A 16,505-nucleotide genomic window follows, 5' to 3' on the forward strand; every position below is an offset into this window, starting at 1 on the left:
CAGCCAGTCGTACCGATGAATATTCCAAACCTGCTCACCGTTCTACGCGTCCTGCTCATTCCGATCTTCATCCTGCTGTTCTATGTGCCCTATCACTGGAGCTACATGGCTGCCAGCACGGTGTTCGCCATCGCCGCCGCCACCGACTGGCTGGACGGCTACCTGGCCCGTCGCCTGCAGCAGAGCACGCCGTTCGGCGCCTTCCTCGACCCGGTGGCCGACAAGCTGATGGTGGCCGTGGCCCTGGTGTTGCTGGTGCAGGTGCACGCCAACTTCTGGCTGACCCTGCCGGCGGCGGTGATCATCGGCCGCGAGATCGTGGTCTCGGCGCTGCGCGAGTGGATGGCCGAGCTGGGGGCGCGCGCCCATGTGGCGGTGTCGAACCTGGGCAAGTGGAAAACCGCCGCGCAGATGCTGGCGCTGGTGATCCTGCTGGCCAACCCACCAGTGCTGACCTTCTGGGTGGTGCTGGGCTATGGCCTGCTGCTGGTGGCGGCGGGGCTGACCCTGGTGTCGATGGCGCACTACCTGCTGGCCGCCTGGCCGCACCTGCGCGAAGGTTCGGAGCAGAAGTAAAAGTTTTTTTGAATCAAGGGGTTGACGCCATTCTGCAAATCGCTAGAATGGCACCCATCACGACGCGGGAATAGCTCAGTTGGTAGAGCACGACCTTGCCAAGGTCGGGGTCGCGAGTTCGAGTCTCGTTTCCCGCTCCAAATTAGATCTCCGGTGCGTCGCCGGGATCAAAAAAAGAGGCCGAAAGGCCTCTTTTTTTATGCCTGAGATTTCTTGCGCACGCAGGGTACCCCGTTGGGGAAACAACCCAGGCGGCACGTGCCAAGGGCTTCAGCCCTGCCAGGTCGCCTCCTTCTCTGATGCCTGCAAATGTGCCCCGCATGAGGCAACATCGCCATCGCGGGCTGGTGTCTTGCCATTGCCTTTAATGCCGTTCCCTTGAGCCCGAATGGTCACAGTGCCATGAAGGGGGCACAAAAGCATGTCGCCGTGTCCGGCTAAGCGCGTGTCACGCGCGGCCCCTTGCCGGTTTGTCCGATCCTACCCCCCTCGCTGTCCGCCATTGCCCTGAGCCGCCTGTCTGTCCCGCTTTATTGTTGCCCCTTGCCCACCACAAGAAAACGCCGTGCCCAATCACGGTGAGAAGAGGGGAACACCATGCCGCGCCTTCCAACACTGCTGCCCGCAGCCGCGCTGACCACCCTTGTTCTGTTGCTCGGCGGTTGCCGCGACGACAGCGAGCCCGCCGCCACCCTGGCCGCCCCCACCGACCCGGCGCTGGCCGCGTTGTATGCCAGCACCTGCCAGACCTGCCACGCCAACCCCGCTTCCGGCGCGCCGCTGGCAGGCGACACGGCGGCCTGGGCACCGCGCCTGGCCCAGGGTGCAGAACGTCTGTTGGAGCACAGTATCAACGGCTATCAAGGCATGCCGCCCATGGGCCTGTGCATGCAGTGCAGCGAGGCGCAGTTCCTCGCACTGATTGGCTACATGTCCGGCCAGCCCCTCCACTGAGCGCAAGGTACCCACATGGCGATTCATCTTTCCCGTCGTCGCTGGCTGCAACACACCGGCGCGGCCTGCACGTTGCTCGCGCTGTCCTCCCATCCGGCACTGGCGCAACTGCTGCGCGCGCCACGGCTGATTCCCTGGCGCAACTGGTCCGGCGCGCAGAGCTGCCTGCCCGAGGCGCGGCTGGCACCGCAGAGCCTCGACGAGCTGGCCCAGGCCATCCGTCTGGCCCCCGGCAAAGTGCGCCCGGTTGGTTCAGGGCACTCCTTCAGTGCCTTGGTGCCCACCGACGGCACCCTGGTGTCGCTGGGCAACTTCAACGGTCTGCTCGACCACGACTCCGCCACCCTGCAGGCCGAATTCGCCGCCGGCACGCCGATGTCGGCGATGGGCGCGGCGCTCAAGGCGGTTGGCCAGGCGCTGCCGAACATGGCCGATATCGCCTACCAGACCCTGGCCGGCGCGATCGCCACCTCGACCCATGGCACCGGTGTCGGTTTTGGCTCGTATTCCTCGCAGGTCAGCGGCCTGCAGTTGGTCACGGCCAGCGGCGAAGTGCTCGACTGCGACAGCCGCCGGCACCCCGAGGTGTTCGCCGCGGCGCGGGTCTCCCTCGGCGCGCTGGGCGTGGCCACCCGCATTCGCCTGCAGAACCGCGAGGCCTTCCGCCTGCGCGAGCGGCTATGGATCGCCCGTACCGATGAGTTGCTGGAGGATGTGCAAAAGAACACCCGGGAAAACCAGCACTGGGAAATGCTGGTGATCACCCATTCCGACTACGCCTTGTCCATCGCCCTCAACGAAACCAAGGACGCTGTCACCCCGGCCGAGGAAACGGCTGGCGGCAGTGGCAACCAATTCGTCGGCCTGATCGAGAAACTCGACAAATACGGCAGTGACTTTCCCGCCGCGCGGCGGACCTTGCTCAACAACCTGCGGCATATCGCCAGCTTCGACGAGCGGGTCAACGATTCGTACGCGATCTTCTCCAATGTGCGCAACGTGCGCTTCCACGAGATGGAGTACTCGGTACCTGCCGAACAGGGGCCTGCCTGCTTGCGCGAGATCCTCGCGCTGATCCGCGAGCGTGACTTGCCGACCTGGTTCCCCATCGAGTACCGCTACGTCAAGGCCGACGATATCCCGCTGAGCATGTTCGAGGGGCGTGACAGCTGCTCGATCTCGGTGCACCAGCACTACAGCATGGACTACCACAACTTCTTCGCCGCCATCGAGCCGATCTTCTGGAAATACGCCGGGCGCCCGCACTGGGGCAAGTTGCACAGCCTCAATGCGCGCACCCTGCAGCCGTTGTATCCGCGCTGGAAGGATTTCACCGAGGTGCGCCAGGCACTGGACCCGACGGGCAAGTTCCTCAATGCCCACCTGGCCTCGATCTTCGGCGTGGCCTGAGCACAAGGAGGGCAGATGAACAGACGTAATTTCCTGATCGGCACGGCCGGCGCCGGCTTGCTGCTGGCGGCTGCCGGGGCCTGGCTGCGCCCCGGCGCCGAGGGCGCGCCGCATGACCACTACTTCGCCAGGCTGCAGCGCGAGCTGCGCGAGCACGGGCCGATGCGCCCGGTGCTGCTGATCGACCTCGACCGCCTGGACCACAACATCGACGTGGTGACCCAGTCGGTACGCCGCGCCGGCAAGCAGCTGCGGCTGGTGGAGAAGTCGCTGCCGGCGCCGCAGCTGCTCGACTACATTGCCCGGCGCGCCGACACCCACCGCCTCATGTCGTTTCACCAGCCGTTCCTCAATCACGACGCGGTGCGTTTCCCCGAGGCCGACATTCTGCTCGGCAAGCCGTTGCCGGCGCGCTCGGCGCAGCTGTTCTACGAAGCGCACCGCGGCCCTTTCGACCCGGCCAGGCAATTGCAGTGGTTGCTGGACACCCCCGAGCGGCTGGGGCAGTACCTGGCGTTGGCCCAGGGGCTGGGTACCCGGCTGCGGATCAATATCGAGCTGGATGTCGGCCTGCACCGGGGCGGGGTGAAGGAGGCTGCGGACCTTGAGCGGATGCTGGCCATCATCGCCGCCAATCCTCGGCACCTGGCCTTCGCGGGCTTCATGGGCTACGACCCCTTCGTCGGCATGGGGGTGCCGGGCATCCTCGGTTCGCCAGAGGCGCTGTTCGCCAAGGTCATGGCTTTGTACGATGGCTTCGTCGACCACGCTCGCAGCCGCTATCCAGGGTTGTGGCGCTCGGACCTGACCCTCAATACCGCCGGCAGCCCGAGCTACCGCATGCACGAGCACGAGCGTACCAGCAGCGAGGTGTCGGTGGGCTCGGCCTTGCTCAAGCCCAGCCACTATGACCTGCCGTCGTTGCAGGACCATCAGCCGGCAGCCTATATCGCCACGCCGGTGATCAAGCGCACGGGGGCGGTGCAGATTCCGGCGCTGGACGACAAGTCGGCGGTGTTCGCCTGGTGGGACCCGAACCTGCGCGAAACCTTCTTCATCTATGGCGGCAACTGGCTGGCCGAGCCGGAGTCGCCCAGGGGGCTGCGGCTCAACGGCCTGTACGGGCGCAGCTCCAACCAGGAGATGCTCAACGGCTCGGCGGCGGTGGGCTTGCAGGTTGACGACCAGGTGTTCCTGCGGCCCACCCAGTCCGAGGCGATCCTGCTGCAGTTCGGCGACTTGCTGGCGGTGCGCGATGGGCGGATCGTCGAGCGCTGGCCGGTGTATGCGTAGCGGGTTGCCGCGCGGTTCATGAATTCATGCATTCCCTTGAATGCGCCATCTCTTTCAAGTTCAAGACTGCCGGGGTCGCTTTGCGACCCTTTCGCGGCACAAGGCCGCTCCTTGTATCTCGACTTTCGCCTCCCTAGAGGCGAAAGTTCTCGACTGATCATCGAGGGAAGGCCTTGAAGCAGAGCCGCTCCAAGGGCATCAAGCCCGCACTGTAGATAACGCTCTGGTCTTCCAACCCCACTCGACGAGTTCGAACGGTATCTAGTGCCCGCCCCCGGCGTGAGCACGCATTAACAAGGTTGAACTGAGTGTAGGGTGATCGACTTTCGTAGTTTGAAGGAGGAGATCATGTCCGTCTTTGTTGGCGTTGATGTCGCCAAAAAATCTTTCGACATTGCCATCCCGCTCCCCAATGGCAAGATGCGCACCAAAGCCAAGCTGTCCAATGATCCTGGAGGGTTCAGGCAGTTTAGCGACTGGCTTGAGCGCCATGCTGAACCAGGCGCCTGGATTGTTATGGAGGCTACAGGCATCTATCACGAAGCGCTGGCCGAGCACTGTCACAACCAAGGTTATCGGGTGTGCATTCTGAACCCGGCGGTGATTGCGAAATTCGCTGACGTGGAGCTTCGGCGCGTCAAAACAGATAAGGCTGACGCCAAAGTCATTGCTGCCTATGGCCAACAAAAGGCTGTCTCGCTTCGCCAGTGGGAGCCTGAGCCCCCTGCGCAGCGCCGCTTGCGTGCTCTGGTGCGGCGACTGGACGACCTCAAGGAAATGCGCCAGATGGAGCAGAATCGTTTGGATGTCGCACTAGATGCGGTACAGCAGTCGATTCAAGACGTAATCGGGCACATCAACGAAGAGCTGGAAAAGACCAGGAAGGCCATCGAGCAGACGATCGATGATGATCCAGACCTGCGCAAGCGACGTGAGCTGATTACCTCGATTGATGGTTTGGGTGACACCACTGCTACGTTGCTGCTCGCCGAACTGGGCGATCCACTGAAATACCAAAGCCCTTCTGCGATTGTCGCGTTTTCAGGCTTAAACCCAGTGGTGCAGCAATCGGGAGAGTTCATAGGTAAGAGCACTATTTCGCGTACAGGCGCCTCAAGGCTGCGTGCAGGCTTGTGGATGTCAGGCACTGTCTCAATCAGACATAACCCTGTTGTGAAGGAACTGGCAGAGCGGTTGAGCAGCCGGCACAAAGCTTACAAACAGATCGTCTGCGCGGCGATGCGCAAGCTGCTGCACCTGGTTTACGGGGTGGTGAAGTCGGGGATACCGTTTGACCCCAAAATCCCTCTTGCGGGGTGAGGGTCAAGACGGTATCTACAGGTGACCGCACTCTCTGTAGGAGCAGCCCTGGCGATCAAGGCATGCACATGCGCTTGAGATAGCTACGAATCGAGCATCACAGACTGAACGGCAAGTTCAGCTTGATCCACAGCATCTCGCCCTCCGGCCTGTTGCGCACCGCGAACTCCTTGGCCCAGCGTGCCTCGATGCTGGCGTACTCGAGGAAGGTGTAATGCAGCGCCGGGCCGATGGCGAACACCTGCCCGCGCACCCCATCGTCGACATCCTCGCCCATGAAGGCAACGGTCCGGCCGAACTGCTTATCATCGGTGGTCTGTTTCAGGTAATAACCATTGCCCCCCAGGCGCAGGTTGTCGGTTACCCGGTAGCTGGCCGAATAATCGAAGTGGAACAGTTGGCCCGAGCGGTAGTCGGTGTCGTGGTTCTCTTCGTTGAAGCTGTAGGTGGCCTTGACCGACAGCTCGCTGCGTTCGCTGGGCAACCAGGTCATCGAGACCAGCGGCTTGTAGGTGTAGAAGTTGTTGCTGGTGTTGGCCATGCGCGTGGCTTCGTAGTCGCCGGTGGGCAGGGTGATTTCCAGTGCCGCGCCCAGGGTCAGGTCCGGGCCCATGTCCCAGAGGATGATCGGCGCGAGGGTGACGTCGCCCTGGCTCTCGCGTTGGCTGTGCTGGCCGAACATCGCCACCTGTTGGCGCATGTAGGGCTGCGCCACGTAGCCGCCCAGCCGTCCGCCGAACAGGCGCAGCGGGCTGAGGTAGTCCAGCCGTGGGATGATCGCGTCGGAGGTGATCTTCACCTGTGGGACCTTGCCGCCGAGCGAGCTGATATCCAGTTTTCGCGTCTGGTAGTGGTTGTAGTAGAGGTTGAAGGCGAACATGTGCGCCGGCAGTTGGTCGACGTTCAAGGGCAGGACGAAGAAACCGTCGGTGCCGGGGCCGATGTTGTCCACGCCATTCTCGGTGGCCTGGGCCGGGAGTGCGAGACTGGCGCAGAGCATGCAGGCGGCTGCGCGGCGCAGCCAGGGGAGGCGGATCGGGTTCATGGTCGGACTCGTTCTTATTGTTGTGGGCGAGCGGTTTTTTGTCGCCCTATACAAATAAGCGCTGGCCGCCAGGGCGCGCAGGGCCTTGCCGGACAGGCAGGGGGGCTTTGCCGGACACTTTGCAATATTTTGTTACTCTCGCCGTCGAGGCCTGCCGCCGCGCGATATGATGACGGCGCCGAGCGCTGCGCCCCCAACCAACAAGAACTTCAGGCGCCTCGGCTCGGGAGCCGCCTTTCATGCCCAAGACCCCCCTCGACCCGCAACTCGACCTGGCGCTGGCGTCGCCGTTCATGTTGCAGACCCTGCTCCAGCATGCCAGCGACCTTGGCCTGGACGGCGAGCGCCTGTGCCGTGGCCTGGGCTTCACCCCGACCGAGCTGCAGGACCCGGCCCAGCGCATCGCCTGCCGCCAGGCGGTGACCTTGATCCAGCGCGCGCTGCAGGGCTTGCCCGGGCAAGGCCTGGGGCTGTGGGTCGGGCATCGCAATGTGTTGGGTACCTTGGGCTTGCTCGGTCACGTGCTGTCGCTGTGCAGGACCTTGCGCGATGCCTTCGAGGTGGGCGCGCGCTACCAGCACGTCAGTGGCGGCATCGCCGCCTACAGCCTGGACGAAGGCGAGCGGGAGACGCATATCGAGGTGGACTGCCGGCTGCCTTACGCCGACATCCAGGTATTCGCCGTGGAGGAGTTCTTCGCCAGCCTGATGGTCTACAGCCGGGCGCTGATCGGCAGCGAATTCCAACCGCTGCGCTTCGAGTTTACCCATGCCGCGCCGGCCTACCTGGACACCTACCTGCGCCTGCTGGGGCCGGCTGTGATGTTCGGCTGCCTGCATAACCGCATGGTGATCGCCAGCCGCTGGCTCGACCAGCCACTGCCCGGCCACCAGCCGGTCGCCCTGCGCCAGGCCCTCAAGCTGCTGGAGCTGGAGTACGCGCCGCTGCAGCACAAGGCCAGCTTGCTGCAGGCGGTGGAGCGCGCCATTGCCCGCGACCTGCCCGAGGGCTGCCGCATCGATTGCATTGCCGCCGACCTGAACATGAGCAGCCGCACCCTGCGCCGACACCTGACCAAGCACGGTGTGACCTTCGACGGCTTGCAGGAGCAGGTGCGCCGCTCGCGGGCGATGAGCCTGCTGGGCAATCCGCAGATGGCCATCGAGCGCGTCGCCGAGGCGTTGGGCTACAGCGATGTGCGTGGCTTTCGCCGGGCGTTCAAGCGCTGGACCGGACGCAGCCCGGCTGCCTGGCGCGACAGCTTGGCGCCCTAGCGTTCAAAGGCTGAGGCGTCAGTGCGAAAAAACGCCATCTTCACAGGACCTTGATAATCGCTGAAAGGAACGTTGACAGACCCTCGCTAGAGTGCGCCCCAGTTGAAATGCACCGGGCAATGCCGGTGCATTTTTCGTGGTGTCGAAAACCTTATCCAGCGAGTCATGAGCATGTTCGAATCAACATCCATCAGGAAGATACTGGGCACTTCACTTGCCCTTAACGCGGCACTGGCCTGCAGCCAGGCCAGTGCCCAGGACAAATCCGCACTGGACAGCATCTGGGGCGAAGAGACCCAGGTCACTGCCGGTTTCGCCCTGCACGCCGCGCCGCGCTACATGGGCGCGAAGGGCAGCCAGGGTCACCTGTTGCCATCGGTGACCATCCAGCGCGGCATCTTCTTCGCCGACAGCCTCAAGGGCGTGGGCGTCCAGCATCAGTTCGACAACGGCTTCAGTGCCAGCCTCTCGCTTGGCTACGACTTCGGCCGTGCCGACGGCAAAAGCAAGTACCGCGATGGCTCGGACGATTTGAAAGGCATGGGGGAGGTAGGTGGTTCGACAGTGGTCGACATCGACCTGGCCCAGCAGGTCCTGCCCTGGCTGGCGATCACCGCCGGTGCCGAACTGCGTACCGGTGGCTACAAGCGCGGCAATAGCTATCAGTTCGGCCTGTTGAACACGCTGCACCAGAGCGACGCCGACGTCGTCACCCTGGGCGTCAATGCGCACGCGGGGCAGGCCAGGTACAACCAGACCTACTTCGGCGTCACCGCCCAGCAAAGTGACAACACCGATTTCGATCGATTCAAGGCCGACCAGGGCATCTATGCCTACTCGGGCGAGCTGTCATGGATGCACCGGTTCGACGCCAACTGGTCGACGATCGCCAGTGTGAATGTGATGCACTACACCGACCAGGTTCGCCATAGCCCGATCATCCGCCAGGATACGCCGGTCACCTCGACCGTCGGGGTGCAGTACACATTCTGACGCCGCCATTCGGCGCAAGGCGCGAGTACTCGATATGCGTTTCGAGCACTCGCGTGCACTTCGAGCCGCGAACTTACTCCGCGGTCTGTTCCGCGTCGGCCACCGGAGTGGCTGCCGGGGCGCTGGGCTTGGCCTTGGCGCGCTCCCGTCGGCCCTGGCTGCGTTGCCGTGAAGCCTGGCGTTTGGCATGCAGCGCTTGAGCGGCGGTCACCGTGCCGACGGCTTGCCCGTTCAAGTCCAGGCGCGGCGCGTTTTCCACCATGCTGGCCCAGTATCGCGTGCCCCGGCACCAGGTGGAAATGCCCAGCTTGAGCTGTTCGCTGGTGATGCCAAGCAGCTCCAGATGCGCTTCGGCATCCTTGAAGATGCCCTCCTTGAGCGGGACCTTGGGCGCCGGATTGACCGGGAAGGCCAAGGGGAAATGCTTCTGCAAGGGCCAGATCGCTTGCACCGCCGGATCCTGCTCACGAGCCTTTGCCTGTGGCGGGGACTGGCGCTTGGGGCGTGCCGCGTTGTCGGGCTTGGCCTGTTGCTTTTCCGCCCGCAGGCGGTCACGTAGTTCAGCTAGTTGTTCAAAACCCATCGTTCAATTCACTGCGTCGAGGTTGATTGCGTGGTGCAAGGATATGCCATGCAGCGCTTGGGAGCAGCAGCAACAGGATAAATCGTCATTGGTTTTCGTGGGCGCGTCGGCGTCTGCCGCTGCTGGCGATGCTGATTGGCCTTCTACCGCCGAGCAGTGGCGGTTGTCTTTTGTAGCATTGGATGTATCATTATGCGATACATCATATCTCTATACGATACATAGAGAAGCGTTCAATGCATTTGCACTGCCTGCAGGCCTCCTGTCCGGCGCCCGGTTCGGCGTCATGTCCAAGGCGCAACAACGATTGGCCGCAGCGCGCGGGGCCTGGGAGCCCCCTGGCCTTGCGCGGGCTCGACAGCGCGGGAGGCTAGGGGCATGGCCATGGATCTGTTGCACTGCATGCAGGCCTTCGTGCGCGTGGCGGAAAGCGGCAGCTTTTGCCAGGCGGCGCAGATACTCGAAATTTCGTCCCCGACCGTTTCGCGGCAAGTCGCCGCGCTGGAAGAGCAGCTTCGCGCGCGGCTGCTACAACGCACCACCCGTTCGCTCGCGCTGACCGAGGCGGGGCAGCGTTACCTGAAACGGTGCAAGACCATCTTCGCCGAGATCGATACCGCCGCCGCCGAAGCCGCCAGTGCCCAGTCGCGTGCGGTCGGCTGCCTGCGCCTGCACACGATTACCGAGTTCGGCCTGGAGTACCTGATGCCGTTGGTGGCGAGTTACCTCGAACAGTACCCGCAGGTGGCCATCGACCTGTCGCTCACCGAGGAGACGCCAGCGTTGCTCGAGGAAGGGCTGGATGTACAGGTGACGTTGTCACTGGGCCTGCCGGACTCGGAATTCGTCGCCCAGCGGCTGGGCCAGGTACATAGCGTGCTGTGCGCCGCCCCGGCCTACCTGCAGCGGCATGGTGTGCCCGACCGGCCGGCGGCGCTGCAGGGGCATCGCTGCATCATGCTCGCCGATCCGCTGTACCCGCAGGGCTGGTACTTCGACAAAGAGGCGATCTTCAGGTTTCACAACGTGTTGCGGGTCAATCAGCTGGAGGCGGCGTGCCAGGCCGCGGCCAGCGGCATGGGCATTTGCCTGTTGCCGAGCTTCATCGCGGCCAAGGCACTGAGCGAGGGGCGCTTGTTGCGCCTGATGCCGGACCGTCAACTGCATCCACGCGAGGTGTACGCCCTGTATTCGTCGCGGCGTTTTCTCGATGCCAAGATCCGCACCTGGGTCGAGCATCTCAAGACGCATCTGCCCGGGGCGTTCGAGCGGCACCGTCTGACGTTGGAAGATCCTCGGTTCTGGGCGACGCAGCGCTCGAGCCTTTCCTGAGGCGGCGCGCTGCCATGGGTAATTCTTGCGGACACTGGAGAACAGAACTCCAGATCGGCATCTTTATTTAACCGGGTCGAAAAATTAGAGTTTTTCTGCACCGTCAAAGTGCAATTGAACTTAAGTTTTGCTTTGTCGTGAAATTGTGTTCTGAACGTTCAAGCTCGGCAATTGATTGAATAGCCGGGTACATAACCCGTGCTGGAAACAGCGACCCAGCGCTATCTAGCCGAGCGTGCCGGCTTTCTTGTGGCCTGCCCGTCTGCCGAAGTTCATGTTGTTGTCACGCCAACTAACAGGTGCCTGCCTATAACAATAAAAAGGTAAAACCATGCGTACTCGAATCGTGCTGTTGTGCGCGGCATTCTGCGGCCCGCTGTATGCGGCGGCGGCCACTTCCCCTGGCGGTGAAGGTGATCTGGCGGACAGGCTGTTGCCGGGTCTGCAACGGGACACCGGCATTCGCATCCACGGCGTCATCGATGCAGGTTACTCGCGCAACGACACCTCGACAACAACCAGCAGAAGTCCGTGCTCGGCGCGCTGCGTTGGCGATCCAATGACCTGCGGACCTGGGTCGATTACGAGTTCATTGTCGGTGACGAACAAAACCAGAGCTTCGCCGATGTGCAGGCGCCGACCTCGCGCTTGATCGCCACTGCCGGGCAATTCAAGCAACAGCATTCGCTCAACGGCTGGCACGCATTCGACACACGTTGGTCGGCCGGTGCCGAGGTGGTGTATGGGCGCCAGGCGGGCGATGGCCATCCGGACACCGTGGATATCATCAACGGCCCTGGTTTTGCGGGGGCGCACTGGTGGGGCGTCAACACATCCATCAGCTACCGCGTCCGTGACGACCTTGCCTTTTCGCTCAGGGCCGAGCACTTCGACGACCCGCAGGGTTTTGCGCTGTTTCCGGTCTCGGTCGCCCAGGGTGCGTTCAATGCCCTGACGATTGGCCTCAGGTACGAGGCGACCCGCAATTTGCCGCTGCGCCCGGAGCTCAGGTATGACCGCTTCAGTGGTCGGGCTGAAGACCATCCCTTCGGCAACGGCCGGGACCGCGCGCAGACCACGGCGACGGTGCAGGCACTGTTGTATTTCTAGGGCGGGCTGGATCGGTTACATCCTCTGCGCCAGATTGGCGCATGACAGTGGCAGTCGGCACAATTTCAGGGCATTTGCGCAAGGATCGGTGTAAGAATACCGAGAGCAAATGCCTGGTCCGATTCATGCTGCAAAGGCGTCAGATGATTGCCTGATCACAAGGATGTTCCGATGCGTACTGCCTGGTTCCTGCTGTTGCCCAACACGCATATCCTCGACCTTGCCGGGCCGCTGCAGGTGATTTCAACCTGCCCCGAACTGGGTATCGCCCCGTTGCAGGTGCGCTGCATCGGCCCCTCGCCGCAGATCAGTTGTTTCCAGGCCATCCAGCTGGCCGGGTTGGAGCCGATGCCGGCGCAGCTGGGCGAGGGCGACCTGCTGTTCGTCATCGGTCACAAGCTGCTGCCGGCGGGGCGCAGCGACCCGTTGCAGGCGCAGGCGGTGCGCTGGTTGCGCGATGTCGCGGGCAGCACGGCGGGACTGGTGGTCTGCTCGATCTGTACCGCGGCTTTCCTGCTTGGGGAGGCCGGCCTGCTCGACGAGCGCGACTGCACCACCCACCATCGCTATGCCGCGCAGCTCCAGCAGCGCTTTCCCCGGGCCCGGGTGGTGGACAACCAGCTGTTCGTGCAGGACGGCAACCTGTATACCTCGGCCGGCGTCTCGACCGGCATCGACCTGACCTTGCAACTGATTCGCCAGCACCTGGGCCGTCAGCAAGCCAACCAGGTCGCCCAGGAGCTGGTCATCTACCGGCGCCGGGCGGGTAATGACCCGCAGCTGAGCGCGCGTGACCTGGCCCGCAACCATATCCACCCGTTGATCCATGATGTGCAGGACTTTCTTGAACAGCACTTTACCCAGCCGATCGTGGTCGAGGACCTGGCCCGCCATTTCAACCTCAGCTACCGGCACCTGGCGCGGCTGTTCCGCAGCCATGCCGGAATGACCCTCAAGGGCTTTCTCGGCAAGCTGCGCATCGACCATGCCCGGCACCTGCTGGCAACCCAGCGCATCCCTGCCGAACTGCTTGCCGAGCGCTGCGGTTTCAGCAGCAGCCATGCCTTGCGCCTGGCCTGGAACAAGGAGATGAGCCTGTCGCCGTTGCAGTACCACAAGCTTGCGCTGACCGAGTGAGGCACCTGCTTCAATGGCAGGTCAGCATCGGCAGCACGCCCTGCACATGCAGCAGTACCGTGGTCAGCGGCACTTCACTGGCCACGTACAGCTGCACCGCGACGATACCGCCGAGGACCAGCCACAGCCCCGAGGGCAGCGGCTGGTCCTCGGCCGCTTCCACGCTGCACAGGGCCAGTACCTGTACCAGCAGCGCCGTCAGGCCGATGGCCAGCCCGGCGGCCAAGGCCAGGCTCATGACGCCACCTCATACACCCGGGCATTGCCCGGGCGTGTTTGCAGGCTGCGCTTGGCGGCACTGAACGCCGTGTCCAGGTCGGTCTTGAGGTCGTCCAGGCGCTCCAGCCCGACCGAAAGCCGCACCAGGCCTTCGCAGATACCGGCCGCCTGTTGCTCCCCGGCGCTGAGGCGGCAGTGCGTGGTGGTGGCCGGGTGGGTGACCATGCTGCGGGTGTCGCCAATGTTGGTGCAGCGCGCCACCAGTTGCAGGGCGTCGATCCAGGCCCAGGCGGCCGGGCGTCCCCCGTGCAGGCGGAAGCTGAGCAGGCCGCCGTGGCCATGCTGTTGCTCGCTGGCCAAGGCATGTTGCGGGTGCTCGGCAAGCCCGGTGTAGTGCACCGCTTCCACCTGTGCTTGTTGGCGCAGCCAGGACGCCAGGGCCAGGGCGCTGTCGGCCACCCGCTCCATGCGCACCTCCAGGGTTTCCAGGCTCTTGAGCAGCAGCCAGGCATTGAACGGGCTGCACGAGATGCCCAGCGAGCGCAGCACCCCGCGCAGTTCGCCGACCAGCTCGCTGCTGCCGGTGATGACGCCGGCCAGGGCACGCCCCTGGCCGTCGATGTATTTGCCGGCCGAGTGCACCACCAGGTCCGCGCCGAACGCGTGGGGGCGCTGGAACACCGGGGTGAGCAAGGTGTTGTCCACCGCTACCCGGGCGCCATGGGCATGGGCGATGCGGCAGATGCCGCGCAGGTCGGCGACATTGAGCAGGGGGTTGGAGGGCGACTCCAGCAACACCAGGCGGGTGTTGTCATCGATGTGCCGCGCCCAGGCGTCCAGGTCGGTCAGCTCCACCAGGCGCACCTCGATGCCGAAGCGCCCCATGTAGTTGCGCAGGGCGATGATTGTGGTGCCGAACACATCACGGCTGCACACCACGTTGTCGCCCTGGCGCAGCAAGGCATGGCACAAGGCGGTGATCGCGCCCATGCCGGTGGCGAACGCTGCGGCGTCCTGCGCGCCCTCCAACGCGGCCATGCGCCGTTCGAAGGTGCGCACGGTGGGGTTGGTGAAGCGGCTGTAGACGTTGCCCTGGCGCTGGCCGCTGAATTTCTCGAAGGCATCCTGGGCCGAGCTGAAGGTGTAGGCCGAGGTCAGCGCCAGGGGTTCGCAGAATGCATCGGCGAACGATTCGTCGCGACCGCCATGCAGGGCCGCGCTGGCGTTGTATTCATTGCTGTCATGGTTCATCGAAGGCCTTCCTTGCTCACAGTGATGACAGGTAATCAGGCCTCGGCCAGGGTCTTGCCAGGCGCCTTGCGGCCCCACGGCAGCAGCAGCGCGGACAGGCCCGCGGCAGCGGCGGTGGCCACGGTCAGCACCAGCGCGGTGAGCTGGTAGCTGTGGTTGCGGTCATAGTCCAGGGCGCCCAGCTGGGTGGCCGCCATGGCGCCCAGCTGGTGCACCAGGAACAGCGCGCCGAACACCTTGCCCTTGATCTGGCTGCCGTAGAGGTCGAAGCAGAAGGCCGAGGTCAGTACCACGGTCCCCAGGTAGCTGGCGCCGAAGATGATCGCGAACAGGTACACCGAGGTGGTGCTGGGCTGGACCAGCAGCAGGGCCACCGCCGCGCAGCGCAGCAGGTAGAAGAACGCCAGCAGCGCGCCCTTGTTGTAGCGCGTCGCCAGCCAGCCGGCGAGCAGGCCGCTGATCAGTTCCAGCACGCCGAGCAGGCTCAGGCTGCTGGCCTGGACCGACAGCGCCACCCCTTCGCCCTGCCAGTAGGGCACCAGGTGCACATCGATGAAGGCCATGGTCGCGCCGCAAGTGGCGAAGCTCAACGCCAGCAGCAGGAAGCGCGCGTCACCGAGCAGAAAGCCCAGGGAGGTCGGCTGGTTGTCGCTGGTCGGCTGCGCTGCCAGCGGCACGGTCCTGGCGACCCAGAACAGCGCCGCGCTCAGCGGCAGCAGGAACACCAGGCCGACCCCGCCGAACAGGGTTTGCCATGGCACCGTCGGCGCCAGCCAGATCCACAGCGGCGACAGCACCACGAAGCCGATCGCGGTACCGTTGGTGACCACGGCAAAGGCGAACGCCTTGGACTTCTCCGTCACCAGGCGGTCGACCAGGATGCCCATCGGCACGTAGGTCATGGCGGCCAGGGCGAAGGCGCCAAGCAGGCCATACAAGACGATGAAGACCATCAGGTGGGTGTCGAACAGGCTGACCCCGAGCAGCACCACGCCACCGCAGACACTGCCGAGCACCACGGTCCACAGCGGCCCGACGCGGTCGCTCAGGGCACCGACCAGTGGCGAGGCCAGGCCGATGGTCAGGACGAACAGGGTGCCGCCGGTGGCCAGGGCGGAGCGGCTGCCGCCAAAGTGCGCGGCCAGGTCGACGAAGTACACCTGGAACAGGCCCTTGATGGCACTGGAAAAGAACATGACCAGGAAGCCGACGCTGAGTACGCCGGCCACCAGGGCGGCGCTGTGTTGTTTGTTCATGGCGGTCCCCACGGGCTGGCTCAGGCCGGAACGGCGATGGCGGGTTTGCAGTAGTGCCGGTACATGTCTTCGTACATGTCGTAGAACATCTGGCAGGTGAGGTCGACCGCCTCCAAGGCTTCACGCTGCATCTGTTCGGTGACGCAGAGCGTGCTGACCAGGGCCAGGCCCTGGGCAACGTGGCCGACGTCTTCTTTTTGGTGGACGGAGAAGAACAGCAGGTCTTTCTCGGTCAGGCCGTAGACCTTGCCCAGCAACTCGTGGCGGGCCTCGTCGGCGACGGTTTCCAGGTTCTGCCCTTCGCTGGCGATCATCACCGCGGCCGCGCCGATATGATAGCGCTGCGGATCGCGCACGGCGGCCAGGCGATAGTCGATCAGGCGCTGGGTGGCCGGCAGCGGCGTCTCGGCGTCGCGTTCGGCGTCGCTCACGCCCAGGGCGCGAATGAAGTTCTGCATCAAGGTCACGTGGTTGTCGGTTCGCGACAGACGGCCGGTCTCTTCCTCGTAGCAGTTGATCAGCAGGGCGCGCTTGAAGGCAGGCGAGGGGCAGTGGAAGAACAGGTGCTCGACGTAGGTGAGGAAATAGCGGGTCAGCTGATACCCCTGCATGGCCACCTTGCGCAGCAGGTGGATGTTCCTGGCGCTGGGGTCGAGCAGTTCGCGGAAGATCGGGTGGGCCATGGTCAGGTGGCGGTGCAGGGTGTCTTCCAGGGTCTTCTTGAATTCGCGTTGGCTTTGCAGCATGGGGCT

General features: G+C 64.1%; 16 protein-coding genes and 1 tRNA gene. 11 read left to right on the plus strand and 6 right to left on the minus strand.

Annotated features, from left to right (window positions below):
• Positions 1–15: 15 nt before the first annotated feature.
• The 6 genes from pgsA (at position 16) to HU772_RS09475 (ending at position 5,553) form a co-directional block, all read left to right on the plus strand.
• Positions 16–576, plus strand: coding sequence for a CDP-diacylglycerol--glycerol-3-phosphate 3-phosphatidyltransferase (pgsA, locus tag HU772_RS09450; protein ID WP_186661811.1), 561 nt, complete (start codon positions 16–18; stop codon positions 574–576).
• A gap of 64 nt (positions 577–640) precedes the next feature.
• Positions 641–716, plus strand: a tRNA-Gly gene (locus tag HU772_RS09455).
• A gap of 457 nt (positions 717–1,173) precedes the next feature.
• Complete coding sequence (locus HU772_RS09460) at positions 1,174–1,530, plus strand: c-type cytochrome (protein WP_186661810.1); 357 nt, start codon at positions 1,174–1,176, stop codon at positions 1,528–1,530.
• A gap of 81 nt (positions 1,531–1,611) precedes the next feature.
• Positions 1,612–2,940 (plus strand): D-arabinono-1,4-lactone oxidase, encoded by a 1,329-nt coding sequence (locus HU772_RS09465; RefSeq protein ID WP_186661860.1) that lies wholly within the window; start codon positions 1,612–1,614, stop codon positions 2,938–2,940.
• 15 nt (positions 2,941–2,955) lie between these two features.
• Positions 2,956–4,233 carry a DSD1 family PLP-dependent enzyme gene (locus HU772_RS09470; RefSeq protein WP_437182420.1) on the plus strand — a complete coding sequence of 426 codons (1,278 nt, stop codon included), beginning with the start codon at positions 2,956–2,958 and terminating at the stop codon, positions 4,231–4,233.
• A gap of 348 nt (positions 4,234–4,581) precedes the next feature.
• Positions 4,582–5,553: an IS110 family RNA-guided transposase gene (locus HU772_RS09475; RefSeq protein WP_217858722.1), complete on the plus strand. Its 972-nt coding sequence runs from the start codon at positions 4,582–4,584 to the stop codon at positions 5,551–5,553.
• A gap of 97 nt (positions 5,554–5,650) precedes the next feature.
• On the opposite strand, the gene HU772_RS09480 is transcribed toward HU772_RS09475, so the two are convergent.
• A complete protein-coding gene (locus tag HU772_RS09480; protein WP_186661029.1) occupies positions 5,651–6,598 on the minus strand; it encodes a SphA family protein in 948 nt (315 codons plus the stop codon).
• Positions 6,599–6,837: 239 nt separating this feature from the next.
• Between HU772_RS09480 and HU772_RS09485 the strand changes: the two genes are divergently transcribed.
• Together HU772_RS09485 and HU772_RS09490 are read left to right on the plus strand one after the other, a co-directional pair.
• Positions 6,838–7,872, plus strand: coding sequence for an AraC family transcriptional regulator (locus tag HU772_RS09485; RefSeq protein WP_186661027.1), 1,035 nt, complete (start codon positions 6,838–6,840; stop codon positions 7,870–7,872).
• A gap of 171 nt (positions 7,873–8,043) precedes the next feature.
• The gene (locus HU772_RS09490; RefSeq protein WP_186661025.1) at positions 8,044–8,865 is read left to right on the plus strand and encodes a MipA/OmpV family protein; all 822 of its coding nucleotides are present in this window, start codon (positions 8,044–8,046) and stop codon (positions 8,863–8,865) included.
• 73 nt (positions 8,866–8,938) lie between these two features.
• Here the strand turns inward: HU772_RS09490 and HU772_RS09495 are convergent, their stop codons facing one another.
• On the minus strand, positions 8,939–9,448 hold the full coding sequence (locus HU772_RS09495; RefSeq protein WP_186661023.1) for a ProQ/FinO family protein: 510 nt from the start codon (positions 9,446–9,448) through the stop codon (positions 8,939–8,941).
• Positions 9,449–9,832: 384 nt separating this feature from the next.
• On the opposite strand from HU772_RS09495, the gene HU772_RS09500 reads away from it, so the two are divergent.
• The 3 genes from HU772_RS09500 to HU772_RS09510 all read left to right on the plus strand — a co-directional run bounded on the left by HU772_RS09500 (position 9,833) and on the right by HU772_RS09510 (position 13,027).
• Complete coding sequence (locus tag HU772_RS09500; RefSeq protein ID WP_186661035.1) at positions 9,833–10,780, plus strand: LysR family transcriptional regulator; 948 nt, start codon at positions 9,833–9,835, stop codon at positions 10,778–10,780.
• Between the two features lie 531 nt (positions 10,781–11,311).
• Positions 11,312–11,890, plus strand: coding sequence for an outer membrane beta-barrel protein (locus HU772_RS09505; RefSeq protein ID WP_186661021.1), 579 nt, complete (start codon positions 11,312–11,314; stop codon positions 11,888–11,890).
• A gap of 171 nt (positions 11,891–12,061) precedes the next feature.
• Complete coding sequence (locus tag HU772_RS09510; RefSeq protein WP_186661019.1) at positions 12,062–13,027, plus strand: GlxA family transcriptional regulator; 966 nt, start codon at positions 12,062–12,064, stop codon at positions 13,025–13,027.
• A gap of 10 nt (positions 13,028–13,037) precedes the next feature.
• Here the strand turns inward: HU772_RS09510 and HU772_RS09515 are convergent, their stop codons facing one another.
• From HU772_RS09515 to HU772_RS09530, 4 genes are read right to left on the minus strand one after another with little or no spacing between them, the layout of a single operon-like run.
• Positions 13,038–13,265 (minus strand): hypothetical protein, encoded by a 228-nt coding sequence (locus HU772_RS09515; RefSeq protein WP_186661017.1) that lies wholly within the window; start codon positions 13,263–13,265, stop codon positions 13,038–13,040.
• Positions 13,262–14,497 (minus strand): trans-sulfuration enzyme family protein, encoded by a 1,236-nt coding sequence (locus HU772_RS09520; protein ID WP_186661016.1) that lies wholly within the window; start codon positions 14,495–14,497, stop codon positions 13,262–13,264. The genes HU772_RS09515 and HU772_RS09520 overlap by 4 nt, the downstream gene beginning before the upstream one ends.
• Positions 14,498–14,532: 35 nt before the next feature.
• Entirely contained in the window at positions 14,533–15,753 is a 1,221-nt protein-coding gene (locus tag HU772_RS09525) for an MFS transporter (protein WP_186661014.1), read from the minus strand.
• A 20-nt stretch (positions 15,754–15,773) separates the two neighbouring features.
• Complete coding sequence (locus HU772_RS09530; RefSeq protein WP_186661013.1) at positions 15,774–16,499, minus strand: iron-containing redox enzyme family protein; 726 nt, start codon at positions 16,497–16,499, stop codon at positions 15,774–15,776.
• Between the last annotated feature and the right edge of the window lie 6 nt (positions 16,500–16,505).

Origin of the sequence: Pseudomonas xantholysinigenes, from assembly GCF_014268885.2 — a bacterium.
Classification (GTDB): Bacteria; Pseudomonadota; Gammaproteobacteria; order Pseudomonadales; family Pseudomonadaceae; genus Aquipseudomonas; species Aquipseudomonas xantholysinigenes.